This is a genomic window from Pseudomonas frederiksbergensis, assembly GCF_003732665.1.
Classification (GTDB): Bacteria; Pseudomonadota; Gammaproteobacteria; order Pseudomonadales; family Pseudomonadaceae; genus Aquipseudomonas; species Aquipseudomonas frederiksbergensis_G.
Genome location: NZ_MOBP01000005.1, coordinates 357,987 through 372,562, shown reverse-complemented (window position 1 = coordinate 372,562; position 14,576 = coordinate 357,987). Strand labels below are relative to the sequence as shown.

Here is a 14,576-nt window from a genome sequence, read left to right as displayed (position 1 = left end):
CCGGCGCGCCTCCTACTGAAGCCGGTTGCGCAAAGCGGCAACCACGTTGAAGGTTTGATTGCGCACGCGATTGTTCGGATCGGTCAGCGTCAGGGTCAGGCGCACACTGCGTATCAATGCGGGATTGCTCGGGTTGGTGCTGTAGCTGGAAGCGGCCACATCCGTGGTGCTCGTGGCCATGCCGAAGGACACGTTGAAGGCACTGACGTTATTGACCAGCACCGCTTGGGTCGGGGTGCCGCTGCCGACGCCCATCAACAATTGATTGTTACTGAAGCTGTAGATCAGACGCCGGATCGGGAAAGCCATTTGCCCGGAGGCCGCCGCGCGCACGCCGGTGTAGGCCGTCGCACTGTTCCGGCAGTCGGAGAGCACGGTCCAGGTCGGTGTACCACCGCCGCTGCCCACATCGGCCGTAACCAAAGTGAGCTTGAGATTGGCGTTGTCCCAACTGATCGGCGCCAGTTGGCTGGCATTGAAATCACCGGTCGAGCTGGCATCCGTGACGGTCGCCAGGCAACCGAACATGCCGACCATGCGGATTTCCTGAATCATCTTGCTCAACACAAACCGCGCATCTTCCTGCATGCCGGCGGCGGTGTTCTGGCTGACGTAGGTGTTCTTGGCCGAGATGAAAATCTGCGCCACGCCCAGCACCACGATCAGGCTCAGTACCAGGGCGATCATCACTTCGATCAGGCCGAAACCTCGGCTGGAATGCTTCATGGCGTCGACACCGGATCGACCGCGGCGCGGCTGGTCAGGACAAAACTGCGGCGTGAGTTGGCGACGTTGGCGGCGCGTGAGTCGTCCCAAGTGATGGTGATGGTGTACACCCGCTGATTGAGCGCCACGGTGCCAGTAGCCGTCGCCCCGCCAAAATTGACGATGTTGGTGGTGAAGTCGTAGAGGTCCTGGTCCCGGGCGACGCTCAGGTTGGCCGAAGTCGGAGGCGTAACGGTGTAATCGGCGCCGGAGTTGGCGCGGATGCGGTCCATCATGTCGTAGGCGATAAAACTCGCCTGGCTGGTCATGCGCGAGCTGTCGGTGTACTTCAGCGCATTGAGCTGAATCGCCGCCGCCCCCAGCAACCCCACGGTCAGAATCAACAACGCGACCAAGACCTCGATCAGCGTCATGCCCTCCTGTGCTCGCTTGCTCCGTTCCCTCATCCGCAACTTCCACCCAATAGAATCCGTCCGTTCAAGCACACGTTCAGCGTCCTGCTTTGCGCCCCCAGTACATAACTGATCACCACCGCCGTGGACGGTGCCGACAAACCGCCCAGATTGTTGAAATCGATGGCGGTCACTCCAGAGGTTAGCGTCAGAGTGGCGCCGCTGCTCATCGCTGGAACAACCCGTAATATATTGGCCGGCGTACCCGTGCTGTCGTAGACCGTCAATTCACCGGTCCAGACGCTGCCGCCAGCGGTCGGCCGCAGCCGCGTGGTCACGCCACGGTCGATGGCCTCCAGCCGTGCGTAATTGAGCGCCCGTTGCAGGTCGCCGACCTCGGTATCGGCCCGGGTGCCTTGCACCGAACGGGTAAACATCGGTACGGCCAGGGTGATCAGGATCAGGAAAACCGCGAGGGTGACCAGCACCTCGACCAGCGTGAAACCTTTTGTACGATGATCCATCGGTGCCCTCCGTTGCCGTCGGCTATACCTGCTTCTACACGCTAGAACATTCGACCGGCAGATGTACGGTTGTTTTGCCATTACTCGCGCACGGATTGCGCGAACCGCACCGCTCCACGGAGGGAAATGCATGCATCAACGAGGCTTCAGCCTGATCGAACTGCTTATGGGACTGGCAATTGCCGGGATTGTTCTACTGTTGGTCAGTCCGGCGTTTGGAGCGCTGGTGGAATCGAACCATCGTGAAGAGGCTGCGCAGTCGCTGATCAATGGCATTCGCAACGCCAGGACGGCGGCCCTCACCCACAACCAGAACGTGGTGATCCACGGCATCAACGGCGATTGGAGCCAGGGTTGGCGGATTATTCTGGATCTCAGTGGCAGAGGAGCCGAGGACAGCAGCAATCCGCTGCTGATGGAGCACGGGAGTGGCGCCCGGGTGCCGATTGTCGGCAACTGGCATGTCCGGCGTTATGTGCGCTTCAGCCATCTGGGCCAACCGTTGATGCCGGGCAAGGCCTTTCAAGCGGGGACATTGCACTTCTGCGCGGCCCGCGAGCCCGTCAGTCACCAGCGGATAGTGCTGGCCGCGACGGGCCGCGTGCGCCTGGACAGCAGAAAAACCGAACAGGCGCTGTGTGCAGAGGAGAAAAGGCTCAGAGCAAAGAGCGCACGCGCAACTCTTTAGGCATGGAGAACGTGATGTTCTCCTCGCGACCGGACAATTCATCGGCACCGGTAGCGCCCCAGGCCTGCAACTGCTGGATCACGCCACGCACCAGTACTTCAGGTGCGGAAGCGCCTGCGGTGATGCCAATGCGCTCGACACCATCGAACCAGCTCTTTTGCAGGTCTTCGGCGCCGTCGATCAGATAGGCCGGGGTGGCCATGCGCTCGGCCAGTTCCCGCAGACGATTGGAGTTGGAGCTGTTCGGGCTGCCGACCACCAGCACCACGTCGCATTCGTCGGCCAGTTGCTTGACCGCGTCCTGACGGTTTTGCGTGGCGTAGCAGATGTCGTCCTTGCGTGGACCACCAATGGCCGGGAAGCGCGTACGCAGGGCGTCGATCACGCGGCTGGTGTCGTCCATGGACAAGGTGGTCTGGGTCACGAACGCCAGTTTGTCGGGGTTGTGCACTTGCAGCGTGGCGACGTCTTTTTCATCTTCGACCAGGTAAATCGCGCCGCCATTGGTGCCATCGTACTGGCCCATGGTGCCTTCGACTTCCGGGTGACCGGCGTGGCCGATCAGGATGCATTCACGACCGTCACGGCTGTAGCGTGCGACTTCGATGTGCACTTTGGTCACCAGCGGGCAGGTAGCATCGAAGACTTTCAAGCCACGGCCGGCCGCTTCGGTGCGTACGGCCTGGGAAACGCCGTGGGCACTGAAGATCACGATGACGTCGTCCGGCACCTGATCCAGTTCTTCAACGAAGATCGCACCGCGGGAGCGCAGGTCTTCGACGACGAATTTGTTGTGGACCACTTCGTGGCGCACATAGATCGGCGGCCCGAAGACTTCCAGGGCGCGGTTGACGATTTCGATCGCCCGGTCCACGCCGGCGCAGAAGCCACGGGGGTTGGCGAGTTTGATTTGCATGCTGTGCCTCGTGTCTTGCGCGCAAGAAATAGCGAAAACGGTGAAAAACTCACTGTGGGAGCGGGCTTGTTGTGGCGAGGGGGCTTGCCCCCGTTCGATTGCGCAGCAATCGTAAATCAGTCATCGCAAGCTCATTCAAGATTGCGGCGGCTGGTTTTAGGGGCGCTTCGCACCCCAACGGGGGCAAGCCCCTCGCCACACAAGCCCGCTCCCACATTTTGACCGTATTGGGTCAGTTACAGCGATTTGACGTCGATGATCTCGACGTCAAAGGTCAATATCTTGCCCGCCAGCGGATGGTTGAAGTCGATGGTGACCTGGTCGTCATCGAATTCCTTCACGATACCAGGCAACTCAGTATTGGCCGCATCGTTGAAGATCACCAGCAAACCCGGCGACAGGTCCATGTCCTTGAACTGCGAACGCGGGATGATCTGTACGTTTTGCGGGTTGGGCTGGCCAAAAGCGTTTTCCGGCGCAATGGTCAGGGTGCGTTTGTCGCCCGCCTTGAAGCCGAACAGTGCCGCTTCGAAACCTGGCAACAGGTTGCCGTCACCGACCTTGAAGGTCGCCGGGGCTTTGTCGAAGGTGCTGTCGACGGTGTCGCCGTTCTCCAGGCGCAATGCAAAGTGCAAAGTGACTTCCGTGTTCTGGCGGATGCGTTGCTCAGCCAATACCTGTTCAGTCATGAACGGTTTCTCCGGTCTTCTTACTTTTGAACATATCCAGTGCCAGCATCACCGCACCAACGCTGATCGCGCTGTCGGCAAAGTTGAACGCCGGGAAGTACCAGCGGTTCTGCCAGTGCACCAGGATGAAGTCGATCACATGGCCCAGGGCAATGCGGTCATACAGATTGCCCAGCGCGCCACCCAGCACCAGCGCCAAAGCGATGGCCAGCCAGGTTTCGTTGCGGCCCAGGCGCTTGAGCCAGACCACCAGCACCGCACTGACCACCACCGCGATCAGCGCAAACAACCAGCGCTGCCAGCCGGAGCTGTCGGCCAGGAAGCTGAACGCCGCGCCGGTGTTGTAGGCCAGGGTCCAGCTGAACAAATCGGGGATCACCACGATTTGCTGGTACATCTCGAGCTTGCCTTCGAAGTAGAACTTGCTGGCCTGGTCAATGACCAGGACCAGCAGGCTCAACCAAAGCCAGCCCAGCCGTCCGAAACGGCCAGCCGCGTTAGGCATAGTGACGAACCTCGCCCGCGCCGCTGATGTTGTCGACGCAACGACCGCAGATTTCCGGATGCTCCGGGTTCACGCCGACGTCTTCACGGCAGTGCCAGCAACGGGCGCACTTAGGGAAGGCCGACTTGACGATCTTCAGCTTCAGGCCGCTGACTTCAGTAACGACTGCGTCAGCCGGAGCCTGCACGAATGGTGCAACGCTGGCGGTCGAAGTGATCAGGACAAAGCGCAATTCGTTGCTCAGCTTGGCCAGGTCGGCGCTCAGCGCCTCTTCGGCGAACAGCGTCACTTCGGCTTGCAGGTTGCCACCGACGGCCTTCGCCGCACGCTGGATTTCCATTTCCTTGTTGACCGCGACCTTCACCGCCATGATCCGCTCCCAGTAAGCGCGGCCCAGTTCGACGTTTTCCGGCAATTCGGTCAGGCCTTCGTACCAGGTGTTGAGCATCACCGATTCGTTGCGCTCGCCCGGCAGGTATTCCCACAGTTCGTCGGCGGTGAACGCCAGGATCGGCGCGATCCAGCGCACCAGCGCTTCGGAGATGTGGTACAGCGCGGTTTGCGCCGAACGACGGGCCTTGCTGTTGGCGCCAGTGGTGTACTGACGATCCTTGATGATGTCGAGGTAGAAACCGCCCAGCTCCTGCACGCAGAAGTTGTGGATCTTGGAGTAGACGTTCCAGAAGCGGTATTCGCCGTAGTGCTCTTGCAGCTCGCGTTGCAGCAGCAGGGTGCGGTCCACGGCCCAACGGTCCAGGGCGAGCATTTCTTCGGCCGGCAGGATGTCGGTGGCCGGATTGAAACCGGTCAGGTTCGAGAGCAGGAAGCGCGCGGTGTTACGGATACGCCGGTAAGCGTCCGCACTGCGCTGCAGGATCTGCTCGGAAACCGCCATTTCACCCGAGTAGTCGGTGGAAGCGACCCACAGGCGCATGATGTCGGCGCCCAGGGTGTCGTTGACCTTTTGCGGCGCGATCACGTTGCCCAACGATTTGGACATCTTGCGACCGGACTCGTCGACGGTAAAACCGTGAGTCAGCAGTTCGCGATACGGCGCGTGGTTGTCGATGGCGCAACCGGTCAGCAACGACGAGTGGAACCATCCACGGTGTTGGTCCGAACCTTCCAGGTACAGGTCTGCACGCGGACCGGTCTCGTGACCCATCGGATGCGAACCGCGCAGGACGTGCCAGTGCGTGGTGCCCGAATCGAACCAGACGTCGAGGGTGTCGCTGATCTTGTCGTACAGCGGCGCTTCGTCACCGAGCAGTTCGGCGGCGTCCATCTTGAACCAGGCTTCGATGCCTTCGACTTCGACGCGTTTGGCCACTTCTTCCATCAGTTCGGTGGTGCGTGGGTGCAGCTCGCCGCTTTCCTTGTTCAGGAAGAACGGGATCGGCACGCCCCAGTTACGCTGACGGGAGATGCACCAGTCCGGACGGTTGGCGATCATCGAGTGCAGGCGCGCCTGGCCCCAGGCCGGGACGAACTTGGTTTCTTCGATGGCTTTGATTGCGCGCTTGCGCAGGGTTTCACCCGACGTCGGCTCTTTGTCCATGCCGATGAACCACTGCGCGGTGGCGCGATAGATCAGCGGGGTCTTGTGACGCCAGCAGTGCATGTAGCTGTGTTCGATGATCGTGGTGTGCAGCAGCGCACCGACTTCGGTCAGTTTTTCGACGATGGCCGGGTTGGCCTTCCAGATGAACTGGCCGCCGAAGAATTCCAGCGACGGCACGTAAACGCCGTTGCTCTGCACCGGGTTGAGGATGTCGTCGTTGACCATGCCATAGGCTTTGCAGGTCACGAAGTCGTCCACGCCGTAGGCCGGGGCGGAGTGAACCACACCGGTGCCAGCGCCCAGCTCGACGTACTCGGCCAGGTAAACCGGCGACAGGCGATCGTAGAACGGGTGACGGAAGTTGATCAGCTCCAGCTCTTTACCGGTGGTGGTCGCGATGACCGAACCTTCCAGGTTGTAACGGGCCAGGCACGACTCGACCAGCTCTTCAGCCAATACCAGCAGTTTGTCGCCGACATCGACCAGGGCGTAGTTGAATTCCGGGTGAACGTTCAGCGCCTGGTTGGCCGGGATGGTCCACGGGGTGGTGGTCCAGATCACGATCGACGCAGGTTTGGCCAGGGACGCCAGGCCGAAAGCGGCAGCCAGCTTGGCTTCGTCGGCAATCGGGAAGGCTACGTCGATGGTCGAGGATTTTTTGTTCTCGTACTCGACTTCCGCTTCAGCCAGGGCCGAACCGCAGTCAAAGCACCAGTTCACAGGCTTGAGGCCCTTGAACACGAAACCGCCCTTGACGATTTCGGCCAAGGCACGGATTTCACCGGCCTCGTTCTTGAAGTCCATGGTCTTGTACGGGTTGGCGAAGTCGCCCAACACGCCCAGACGGATGAATTCGGATTTCTGGCCTTCGATCTGCTCGGTGGCGTAGGCGCGGCACAGTTCGCGGGTTTTATCCGCGCCCAGGTTCTTGCCATGGGTCACTTCGACTTTGTGCTCGATCGGCAGACCGTGGCAGTCCCAGCCCGGAACATAAGGCGCATCGAAGCCCGACAGGGTCTTCGAGCGGATGATCATGTCCTTGAGAATCTTGTTCAGTGCGTGACCGATGTGAATCGTGCCGTTGGCGTACGGAGGCCCGTCGTGCAGAACGAACTTCGGACGATCCTTGCCAATCTCGCGCAACTTACCGTACAGGCCAATACTGTCCCAGCGCTGCAGAATCTGCGGTTCGCGCTGTGGCAGGCCGGCCTTCATTGGGAAGGCGGTGTCCGGAAGGTTTAGCGTGGCTTTATAGTCGGTCATTTAAGGCTCTTCATTAGCGATTGGCGCTAGGTGCGACAGGGCACGGGCGGCGGCGACATCCGCATTGATCGCCGTCTTAAGCGCCTCCAGAGAGGCGAAACGCTGCTCTTCACGCAGCTTGTGGTGGAAAACCACCGTCAAACGCCGGTCATACAGATCGCCGGCAAAATCTAAAAGATGGACTTCGAGGTGGGCTTTGCCATCCCCTTGGACCGTGGGCCGTACGCCGATATTGGCGACGCCGGGCCAGGTCTTGCCGTCGATGTCGACGTTGACCAGAAAAACCCCGGACAACGGCACGCGACGACGCTTGAGCTGGATGTTGGCGGTCGGCGTTCCGAGCTGGCGTGCCAGCTTCTGGCCATGCAGCACCCGCCCGGTAATCTGGAACGGACGCCCGAGCAGGCGTTCGGCCAAGGCGAAGTCGGCAGCGGCCAGGGCATTTCGCACTTGGGTGCTGCTGACGCGAATACCGTCCAGTTCGACGGTTTGCGCCGCTTCGACGGTAAAGCCTTGCAGGACGCCGGCCTGTTGCAGGAAATCGAAATCCCCTACCCGGTCGCAACCGAAACGGAAGTCGTCACCGACCTCCAGGTGCTGTACGCCCAGGCCGTCAACCAAAATCGTATCGACGAATTCACTGGCGCTGAGCTTGCTCAGGCGGTGGTTGAACGCCAGGCACAGCACCCGGTCGACGCCCTCTTCGGCCAGCAGCTGCAGTTTGTCCCGCAACCGGGCCAGACGGGCCGGCGCCGTGTCGGGGGCAAAGAATTCCCGCGGCTGTGGCTCGAAAATCACCACGCAGCTGGGCACGCCCAACTCGAGCGCACGCTCACGCAGTCGCGCCAGGATGGCCTGGTGACCACGGTGAACACCGTCAAAGTTGCCAATAGTGGCGACACAGCCCCGATGCTGGGGGCGCAGATTGTGGAGGCCTCGAACCAGCTGCATAACGCGCTTCTTGCTCATAAAGTGGTCGATTATAACCACACCCGGCGGCCGACGACAGGCAACACCGTAACCCAAAGTGATCGAGCCGACAAAACTGCCGGCCCGCCCGTGTTTATCGAGGCAAACGCCTCAGCTCAACGCCTTGCGATTGAAGTCGCGCAAACGGAAGCCCATCAACAGCAACATACCGAAATAAGCGACGACACCGGCCACCACCAAGGCGCCCAGACGCAGGAATCGCTCAAGCATATGCCCCTGATCCCAGGCCGGCATGAAATGCATCCCCGCCAGCAACACCGCTGACATCACCATCACGGCAATCACCAGTTTGAGCCCGAACTTCGCCCAGCCCGGTTGCGGCTGGTACATCTGCTGTTTGCGCAGTTGGTAGAACAGCAAACTGGCGTTAATGCAGGCACCAATGCTGATGGCCAGCGCCAGGCCGGCGTGGGCCAGCGGACCGATCAGCACCAGGTTGAACAGCTGGGTAACAATGAGGGTGAAAATCGCGATTTTCACCGGTGTGCGGATGTTTTGTTGCGCATAAAAGCCCGGCGCCAGCACTTTGATCACGATAATCCCTAGCAAACCGACTGAATAAGCGATCAGCGCCCGCTGGGTCATGGACGCGTCAAACGCGCTGAATGCGCCGTACTGGAACAGCGAAACCGTCAGCGGCTCGGCCAGAATCCCCAACGCGAGCGAGCACGGCAACACCAGCACGAAGCACAGGCGCAGGCCCCAATCGAGGATGCGCGAATATTCCTGGCGATCCTTACTGGCATAGGTCTTGGCCAGGGTTGGCAGCAAAATCGTGCCCAGCGCAACGCCCAGCACACCGGACGGCAACTCCATCAAGCGGTCGGCGTAATACATCCAGGACACGGAGCCAGCCACCAGAAACGACGCGAAAATGGTGTTGATGATCAGGGAAATCTGGCTCACCGAAACCCCGAGGATCGCCGGCAGCATCTGTTTCATCACGCGCCAGACCCCGGTGTCTCGCAGGTTCAGGCGCGGCAGCACCAGCATGCCGATCTTCTTCAGGTGCGGCAGTTGATAAAGCAATTGCGCCAACCCGCCAACCAGCACGGCCCAGCCCAACGCCATGACCGGCGGATTGAAATACGGTGTCAGGAACAACGAAAAGATGATCATGCTGACGTTGAGCAGCGTCGGCACGAAGGCCGGCACCGAGAAGCGGTTATAGGTATTGAGGATCGCCCCGGCCAACGAAGAAAGGGAGATCAGCAATATATAAGGGAACGTCACCCGCAACAGGCTGGACGTCAGCTCGAATTTCTCCGGGGTATCGGTGAAGCCCGGCGCGGTGGCCCAGATCACCCAGGGCGCGGCGATCATCCCCAACGCCGTGACCAATGCCAGCACCAGGGTCAGCAGGCCCGAGACGTAGGCAATGAACGTTCGCGTCGCCTCCTCGCCCTTCTGGCTTTTATATTCGGCAAGAATCGGCACGAAGGCCTGGGAAAATGCCCCTTCGGCGAAGATTCGCCGCAGCAGGTTGGGCAGTTTAAAGGCGATAAAGAAGGCGTCGGTCGCCATCCCCGCACCAAATGTACGTGCGATAAGCGTGTCACGAACGAACCCCAAAATGCGGGAAAGCATCGTGATAGAGCTGACGGCGGCCAACGATTTGAGCAGATTCATTGAAAGAGTTTGTGCCTGTCGATAAACAGCAGGCGAACAAAGCGCCTACTTATGCGATACTCCGCGCCGCAGCAGCACAGAGCCAAAGCTCGCGAGTTTACAGGTCAAGCGCCGGAAATAAATATCCCGCCTCTTTATACCTACCACTTAGCGGAACGTCTCAACCGCCCTTGACAAGACATCAACTCATCGGCATGATTCGCGGCCTATTTTGTTTGCTATTTCCTAAAAAGTCTTTCGAGGAGCTCGACGGTGGCCAACACACCTTCCGCCAAAAAACGTGCAAAACAGGCTGAGAAGCGTCGCAGCCACAACGCCAGCCTGCGTTCCATGGTTCGTACCTACATCAAGAATGTAGTTAAAGCCATCGACGCAAAAGACGCTGAAAAAGCTCAAGCTGCTTACGTTCTGGCCGTGCCAGTTATCGACCGTATGGCCGATAAAGGCATCATCCACAAGAACAAGGCTGCTCGTCATAAGAGCCGCCTGAACGGTCACGTCAAGGCTCTGAACCTTGCTGTTGCCGCTTAAGCTACAAGCTTGTTAAAAAACCGACCTCAGGGTCGGTTTTTTATTGCCTGCGATTTGGCAAACATACTGCAAAAAAATGTGGGAGCGGGCTTGCTCGCGAAAGCGGTGTATCAGTCGACATCTGTATTGACTGACACTCGCTCCCACATTTTAGATTTGTGCAGGGCTTATTGAGCGTGAGCCCACGGCAAAATCGGAATCGCTGTCACCGCATTCTGCGGGCTACCCTCGATCAAGCGGTCGCTGTAGACCAGATAAACCAGCGTATTGCGCTTCTTGTCGAGGAACCGCACCACCTGCATGGTCTTGAACACCAGTGACGTGCGCTCCTTGAACACCTCATCACCATCTTTCAACTCGCCCTTGAAGCTGATCGGCCCGACCTGACGGCAGGCGATGGACGCCTCGGCACGATCTTCAGCCAGACCCAAACCGCCCTTCACCCCGCCAGTCTTGGCCCGGGACAGGTAACAAGTCACGCCATCGACCTTCGGATCATCGAACGCCTCGACCACGATCCGATCATTCGGCCCGACGAATTTGAACACCGTCGACACCTGACCAATCTCTTCCGCCGACGCCAGCAGCGGCATCGCCAGCAACAAGCCCAATAATCCCTTTGCTACGCGCATTCAGTTTTCCTTCAGACCAGGATCAGGTTATCGCGGTGAACCAGTTCCGGTTCCGCCATATAACCCAACAGACCGACAATCGCCTCAGACGACTGACCAATGATTTTTTGTGCTTCCAGAGCGCTGTAATTGGCCAGGCCTCGGGCGATTTCCCGACCGTCCGGCGCCACGCACACCACCATTTCGCCGCGACGGAAGCTGCCCTGAACCAATTTGACGCCGACCGGCAGCAAACTTTTATTGCCCTTGGACAACGCCGTCACCGCACCCGCATCCAACACAAGCGTGCCACGGGTTTGCAGATGCCCGGCCAGCCACTGTTTGCGCGCCGCCAGCAGACCGCGCTCAGGCGACAGCAAGGTGCCGATGCGCTCGCCGGCCTTGAGGCGATCCAGCACGCGCTCCAGGCGCCCACCAACGATGATGGTGTGCGCCCCGGAACGCGCCGCCAGCCGCGCCGCGCGCAACTTGGTCTGCATCCCGCCACGCCCCAGCGCACCACCGGTGCCACCCGCCACCGCATCCAGCGCCGGATCATCGGCGCGGGCTTCGTAAATCAGGTTGGCGTCAGGGTTGTTGCGCGGATCAGCGTCGAACATGCCGTCGCGATCGGTCAGGATCACCAGCAAATCAGCTTCGACCAGGTTGGCCACCAGCGCCGCCAGCGTATCGTTGTCGCCGAAACGGATTTCATCGGTGACCACGGTATCGTTCTCATTGATCACCGGGATGACCTTGAGCTCGACCAACGCACGCAAGGTACTGCGGGCATTCAGGTAGCGTTTGCGGTCGGACAGGTCGTCGTGGGTCAGGAGAATCTGCGCGGTATGCCGGCCATGCTCGCCGAAGCTCGACTCCCAGGCCTGCACCAACCCCATCTGACCGATGGCGGCGGCCGCCTGCAATTCGTGCATCGCACTGGGTCGTACGGTCCAGCCCAGACGGCTCATGCCCGCAGCCACTGCCCCGGAGGACACCAGCACCAGCTCAACGCCCGCCTCATGCAAGGCCACCATCTGTTCAACCCAGACACCCATTGCTGCGCGATCCAGGCCCTTGCCGTCCGCCGTCAGCAAAGCGCTGCCGATCTTCACGACCCAACGCTGCGCACCTGTCACCTTGCTCCGCATCATCTTCAACCTTAGCCTGAGGACAGCGCGACCTGGCACTGCCCGTAACGTTATTCGTGGTTATTCATGACCAACTATCGATTTCCAGATACTAAAACGCCGCTCTAGTGAGCGGCGCTTAAGTTTATCGCAACGAATCAGTCACGCACGTAAATGATTTCCGGACCGTCTTCGTCTTCCACATCTTCTTCGTCCCAATCATCGTCGCCGATGTCGTGGACCGACTTCACGCCGCTGCGGCGCAGGGCACGCTGGTCATCCAGGGCCTGCAACTGAGCACGGGCTTCGTCTTCGATGCGCTGATCGAGTTCGGCCAGTTCTTCCTTGTAGGCCGGGTCGGCGGCCAGACGATCGGCACGATCTTCCAGATAACGCATGATGTCGTGGCAAAGACGCTCAGTGCCGAGCTTGGAGATCGCGGAGATCACATAGACCGGACCGGTCCATTCCAGGCGATCAACGATTTCCTTGACGCGCTCATCGTGCTCTTCTTCAAGAATCTGATCGCACTTGTTCAGCACCAACCAACGATCACGCTCGGCCAGGGACGGGCTGAATTTGGTCAGCTCGCTGACGATCACTTCTGCGGCATCCGGGGCACTGGTGTCATCCAGCGGCGCCATGTCCACGAGGTGCAGCAGCAGACGAGTACGGGACAAGTGCTTGAGGAAGCGAATCCCCAGGCCGGCGCCGTCGGAAGCACCTTCGATCAGACCCGGAATGTCCGCGACCACGAAGCTTTTCCAGCGATCAACGCTGACCACGCCCAGGTTTGGCACCAGGGTGGTGAACGGGTAGTCGGCGACTTTCGGCTTGGCGGCCGAAACGGCGCGGATCAGGGTGCTTTTACCGGCGTTCGGCAAGCCGAGCAGACCGACGTCAGCCAATACTTTCATTTCCAGCTTGAGATCACGCGCTTCACCCGGCTTACCTGGAGTGGTCTGGCGCGGAGCCCGGTTGGTACTGGATTTGAAACGGGTGTTACCCAGACCGTGCCAACCGCCATGCGCCACCAGCAAACGCTGGCCGGCCTTGGTCAGGTCGCCGATGATTTCCTGGGTAGCGGAGTCGATCACTGTGGTGCCGACAGGCACGCGCAGCACCAGCTCTTCACCTTTCTTGCCGGTGCAGTCGGTGCTGCCGCCGTTGGAACCGCGCTCAGCATCGAAGTGCCGGGTATAACGGTAGTCCACCAGGGTGTTGAGGTTTTCGTCGGCCACCATGTAGACCGAGCCGCCATCACCGCCATCACCGCCGTTCGGGCCGCCGTTTTCAATAAACTTTTCGCGACGGAAGCTCATGCAACCGTTGCCGCCGTCACCGGCCTTTACTCGAATCGATACTTCATCAACAAACTTCATAACAAAACGCCTCTCGTCATACGGACGAGCCGAAAAAACCTAGACATAAGACTCTTGCAAAAATGAGCGCAGCGACCTCAAGCAACAACCTCAAACCCAGCTGCTTTCGCCCATCACAAACAGCTTTGCAAGAGACTCACCCCACAAACGAAAAAGCCCCGTCGCGAGACAGGGCTTTTCCAGCAACTACGTAATTATGCCGCGACGACTGCAGTCTTCGGAACAATGCTTACGTAACGACGACCGAAGGCGCCTTTTACTTCGAACTTGATCACGCCGTCGATTTTAGCGAACAGAGTGTGATCTTTGCCCATGCCAACGCCGTAGCCAGCGTGGAATTGGGTGCCGCGCTGACGCACGATGATGTTGCCCGGAATGATAACCTGGCCGCCATACATCTTCACGCCAAGGCGTTTGGCTTCTGAGTCGCGACCGTTACGGGTACTACCACCAGCTTTTTTGTGTGCCATGAGTCAATTCTCCTAGTGAGGATTAGGCTGAAATTAAGCCTGAATACCGGTGATTTTGATCTCGGTGTACCACTGGCGGTGGCCCATACGCTTCATGTGGTGCTTACGACGACGGAACTTGATGATGCGGACTTTATCGTGACGACCTTGGGAGATCACTTCAGCCACAACGGTAGCGCCGGCAACAACTGGAGCGCCGATGTTCACGTCATCGCCATTGGCGACCAACAGAACGCGATCAAAAGTAACGGATTCGCCGGTAGCGATTTCCAGTTTCTCGATCTTCAGGTATTCACCTGGGGCGACTTTGTATTGCTTGCCACCAGTAACAATTACTGCGTACGACATGGTATTTCTCCGATAATCCTGCTCACCCAGCTCTTTATAAGAAGAGGTATTGGCTGGCATGGCTGCATCAGGCTGGAAGGCCCGATTGCAATTGCGTAAGGCAGGTGCTGCCCAGGAAGTTCAGGGTGCGCGATTGTACGCAAGCTGCCTGGGCGATGCAAGAGGCCGTCCATCGTACCTTGACAGGCCCGGACGTGGGTCCTAGCATGCCGCGCAACCCT

General features: G+C 59.4%; 16 protein-coding genes. 2 read left to right on the top strand and 14 right to left on the bottom strand.

What is annotated here, in order from left to right; genetic code table 11:
• Positions 1-12: 12 nt before the first annotated feature.
• From BK665_RS09515 to BK665_RS09505, 3 genes are read right to left on the bottom strand one after another with little or no spacing between them, the layout of a single operon-like run.
• Positions 13-726 (bottom strand): prepilin-type N-terminal cleavage/methylation domain-containing protein, encoded by a 714-nt coding sequence (locus BK665_RS09515; protein ID WP_123404888.1) that lies wholly within the window; start codon positions 724-726, stop codon positions 13-15.
• On the bottom strand, positions 723-1,172 hold the full coding sequence (pilV, locus tag BK665_RS09510; protein WP_123404886.1) for a type IV pilus modification protein PilV: 450 nt from the start codon (positions 1,170-1,172) through the stop codon (positions 723-725). Before pilV ends, BK665_RS09515 begins: the two co-directional genes overlap by 4 nt.
• Positions 1,169-1,642: a GspH/FimT family pseudopilin gene (locus BK665_RS09505; RefSeq protein ID WP_123404884.1), complete on the bottom strand. Its 474-nt coding sequence runs from the start codon at positions 1,640-1,642 to the stop codon at positions 1,169-1,171. The genes pilV and BK665_RS09505 overlap by 4 nt, the downstream gene beginning before the upstream one ends.
• A 130-nt stretch (positions 1,643-1,772) precedes the next feature.
• On the opposite strand from BK665_RS09505, the gene BK665_RS09500 reads away from it, so the two are divergent.
• Entirely contained in the window at positions 1,773-2,330 is a 558-nt protein-coding gene (locus tag BK665_RS09500; protein WP_123404882.1) for a GspH/FimT family pseudopilin, read from the top strand.
• On the opposite strand, the gene ispH is transcribed toward BK665_RS09500, so the two are convergent.
• The 6 genes from ispH to murJ all read right to left on the bottom strand — a co-directional run bounded on the left by ispH (position 2,299) and on the right by murJ (position 9,883).
• Positions 2,299-3,246 (bottom strand): 4-hydroxy-3-methylbut-2-enyl diphosphate reductase, encoded by a 948-nt coding sequence (gene ispH / locus BK665_RS09495; protein WP_123404880.1) that lies wholly within the window; start codon positions 3,244-3,246, stop codon positions 2,299-2,301. The genes BK665_RS09500 and ispH overlap by 32 nt on opposite strands.
• 236 nt (positions 3,247-3,482) lie before the next feature.
• Positions 3,483-3,920 (bottom strand): FKBP-type peptidyl-prolyl cis-trans isomerase, encoded by a 438-nt coding sequence (gene fkpB / locus BK665_RS09490; protein WP_185076490.1) that lies wholly within the window; start codon positions 3,918-3,920, stop codon positions 3,483-3,485.
• Between the two features lie 7 nt (positions 3,921-3,927).
• Positions 3,928-4,440: a signal peptidase II gene (gene lspA / locus BK665_RS09485; protein WP_123404876.1), complete on the bottom strand. Its 513-nt coding sequence runs from the start codon at positions 4,438-4,440 to the stop codon at positions 3,928-3,930.
• Positions 4,433-7,264, bottom strand: a complete 2,832-nt coding sequence (ileS, locus tag BK665_RS09480) for an isoleucine--tRNA ligase (RefSeq protein ID WP_123404874.1) — start codon at positions 7,262-7,264, stop codon at positions 4,433-4,435. Before ileS ends, lspA begins: the two co-directional genes overlap by 8 nt.
• A complete protein-coding gene (gene ribF, locus BK665_RS09475; RefSeq protein ID WP_185076480.1) occupies positions 7,265-8,215 on the bottom strand; it encodes a bifunctional riboflavin kinase/FAD synthetase in 951 nt (316 codons plus the stop codon).
• A gap of 129 nt (positions 8,216-8,344) precedes the next feature.
• Positions 8,345-9,883 (bottom strand): murein biosynthesis integral membrane protein MurJ, encoded by a 1,539-nt coding sequence (gene murJ, locus BK665_RS09470; protein ID WP_123404870.1) that lies wholly within the window; start codon positions 9,881-9,883, stop codon positions 8,345-8,347.
• 252 nt (positions 9,884-10,135) lie between these two features.
• On the opposite strand from murJ, the gene rpsT reads away from it, so the two are divergent.
• Entirely contained in the window at positions 10,136-10,414 is a 279-nt protein-coding gene (gene rpsT, locus BK665_RS09465; RefSeq protein WP_008154937.1) for a 30S ribosomal protein S20, read from the top strand.
• Positions 10,415-10,581: 167 nt separating this feature from the next.
• On the opposite strand, the gene BK665_RS09460 is transcribed toward rpsT, so the two are convergent.
• From BK665_RS09460 to rplU, 5 genes are all read right to left on the bottom strand, one after another.
• The gene (locus tag BK665_RS09460) at positions 10,582-11,046 is read right to left on the bottom strand and encodes a CreA family protein (protein ID WP_008022496.1); all 465 of its coding nucleotides are present in this window, start codon (positions 11,044-11,046) and stop codon (positions 10,582-10,584) included.
• Positions 11,047-11,057: 11 nt separating this feature from the next.
• Positions 11,058-12,176, bottom strand: a complete 1,119-nt coding sequence (gene proB / locus BK665_RS09455) for a glutamate 5-kinase (protein WP_123404868.1) — start codon at positions 12,174-12,176, stop codon at positions 11,058-11,060.
• Positions 12,177-12,313: 137 nt separating this feature from the next.
• Complete coding sequence (gene cgtA, locus BK665_RS09450) at positions 12,314-13,537, bottom strand: Obg family GTPase CgtA (RefSeq protein WP_123404866.1); 1,224 nt, start codon at positions 13,535-13,537, stop codon at positions 12,314-12,316.
• Positions 13,538-13,731: 194 nt separating this feature from the next.
• On the bottom strand, positions 13,732-14,007 hold the full coding sequence (gene rpmA, locus BK665_RS09445; RefSeq protein ID WP_071553243.1) for a 50S ribosomal protein L27: 276 nt from the start codon (positions 14,005-14,007) through the stop codon (positions 13,732-13,734).
• A gap of 33 nt (positions 14,008-14,040) precedes the next feature.
• On the bottom strand, positions 14,041-14,355 hold the full coding sequence (rplU, locus tag BK665_RS09440) for a 50S ribosomal protein L21 (RefSeq protein WP_003176051.1): 315 nt from the start codon (positions 14,353-14,355) through the stop codon (positions 14,041-14,043).
• Between the last annotated feature and the right edge of the window lie 221 nt (positions 14,356-14,576).

What these genes read in the sequence shown, in the direction of transcription:
- BK665_RS09460 (WP_008022496.1), bottom strand. Translation starts at nt 11,046, where the DNA reads ATGCGCGTAGCAAAGGGATTATTGGGCTTGTTGCTGGCGATGCCGCTG.
- ileS (WP_123404874.1), bottom strand. Translation starts at nt 7,264, where the DNA reads ATGACCGACTATAAAGCCACGCTAAACCTTCCGGACACCGCCTTCCCA.
- cgtA (WP_123404866.1), bottom strand. Translation starts at nt 13,537, where the DNA reads ATGAAGTTTGTTGATGAAGTATCGATTCGAGTAAAGGCCGGTGACGGC.
- murJ (WP_123404870.1), bottom strand. Translation starts at nt 9,883, where the DNA reads ATGAATCTGCTCAAATCGTTGGCCGCCGTCAGCTCTATCACGATGCTT.
- BK665_RS09500 (WP_123404882.1), top strand. Translation starts at nt 1,773, where the DNA reads ATGCATCAACGAGGCTTCAGCCTGATCGAACTGCTTATGGGACTGGCA.
- rplU (WP_003176051.1), bottom strand. Translation starts at nt 14,355, where the DNA reads ATGTCGTACGCAGTAATTGTTACTGGTGGCAAGCAATACAAAGTCGCC.
- rpmA (WP_071553243.1), bottom strand. Translation starts at nt 14,007, where the DNA reads ATGGCACACAAAAAAGCTGGTGGTAGTACCCGTAACGGTCGCGACTCA.
- pilV (WP_123404886.1), bottom strand. Translation starts at nt 1,172, where the DNA reads ATGAGGGAACGGAGCAAGCGAGCACAGGAGGGCATGACGCTGATCGAG.
- proB (WP_123404868.1), bottom strand. Translation starts at nt 12,176, where the DNA reads ATGCGGAGCAAGGTGACAGGTGCGCAGCGTTGGGTCGTGAAGATCGGC.
- ispH (WP_123404880.1), bottom strand. Translation starts at nt 3,246, where the DNA reads ATGCAAATCAAACTCGCCAACCCCCGTGGCTTCTGCGCCGGCGTGGAC.
- BK665_RS09505 (WP_123404884.1), bottom strand. Translation starts at nt 1,642, where the DNA reads ATGGATCATCGTACAAAAGGTTTCACGCTGGTCGAGGTGCTGGTCACC.
- ribF (WP_185076480.1), bottom strand. Translation starts at nt 8,215, where the DNA reads ATGCAGCTGGTTCGAGGCCTCCACAATCTGCGCCCCCAGCATCGGGGC.
- lspA (WP_123404876.1), bottom strand. Translation starts at nt 4,440, where the DNA reads ATGCCTAACGCGGCTGGCCGTTTCGGACGGCTGGGCTGGCTTTGGTTG.
- BK665_RS09515 (WP_123404888.1), bottom strand. Translation starts at nt 726, where the DNA reads ATGAAGCATTCCAGCCGAGGTTTCGGCCTGATCGAAGTGATGATCGCC.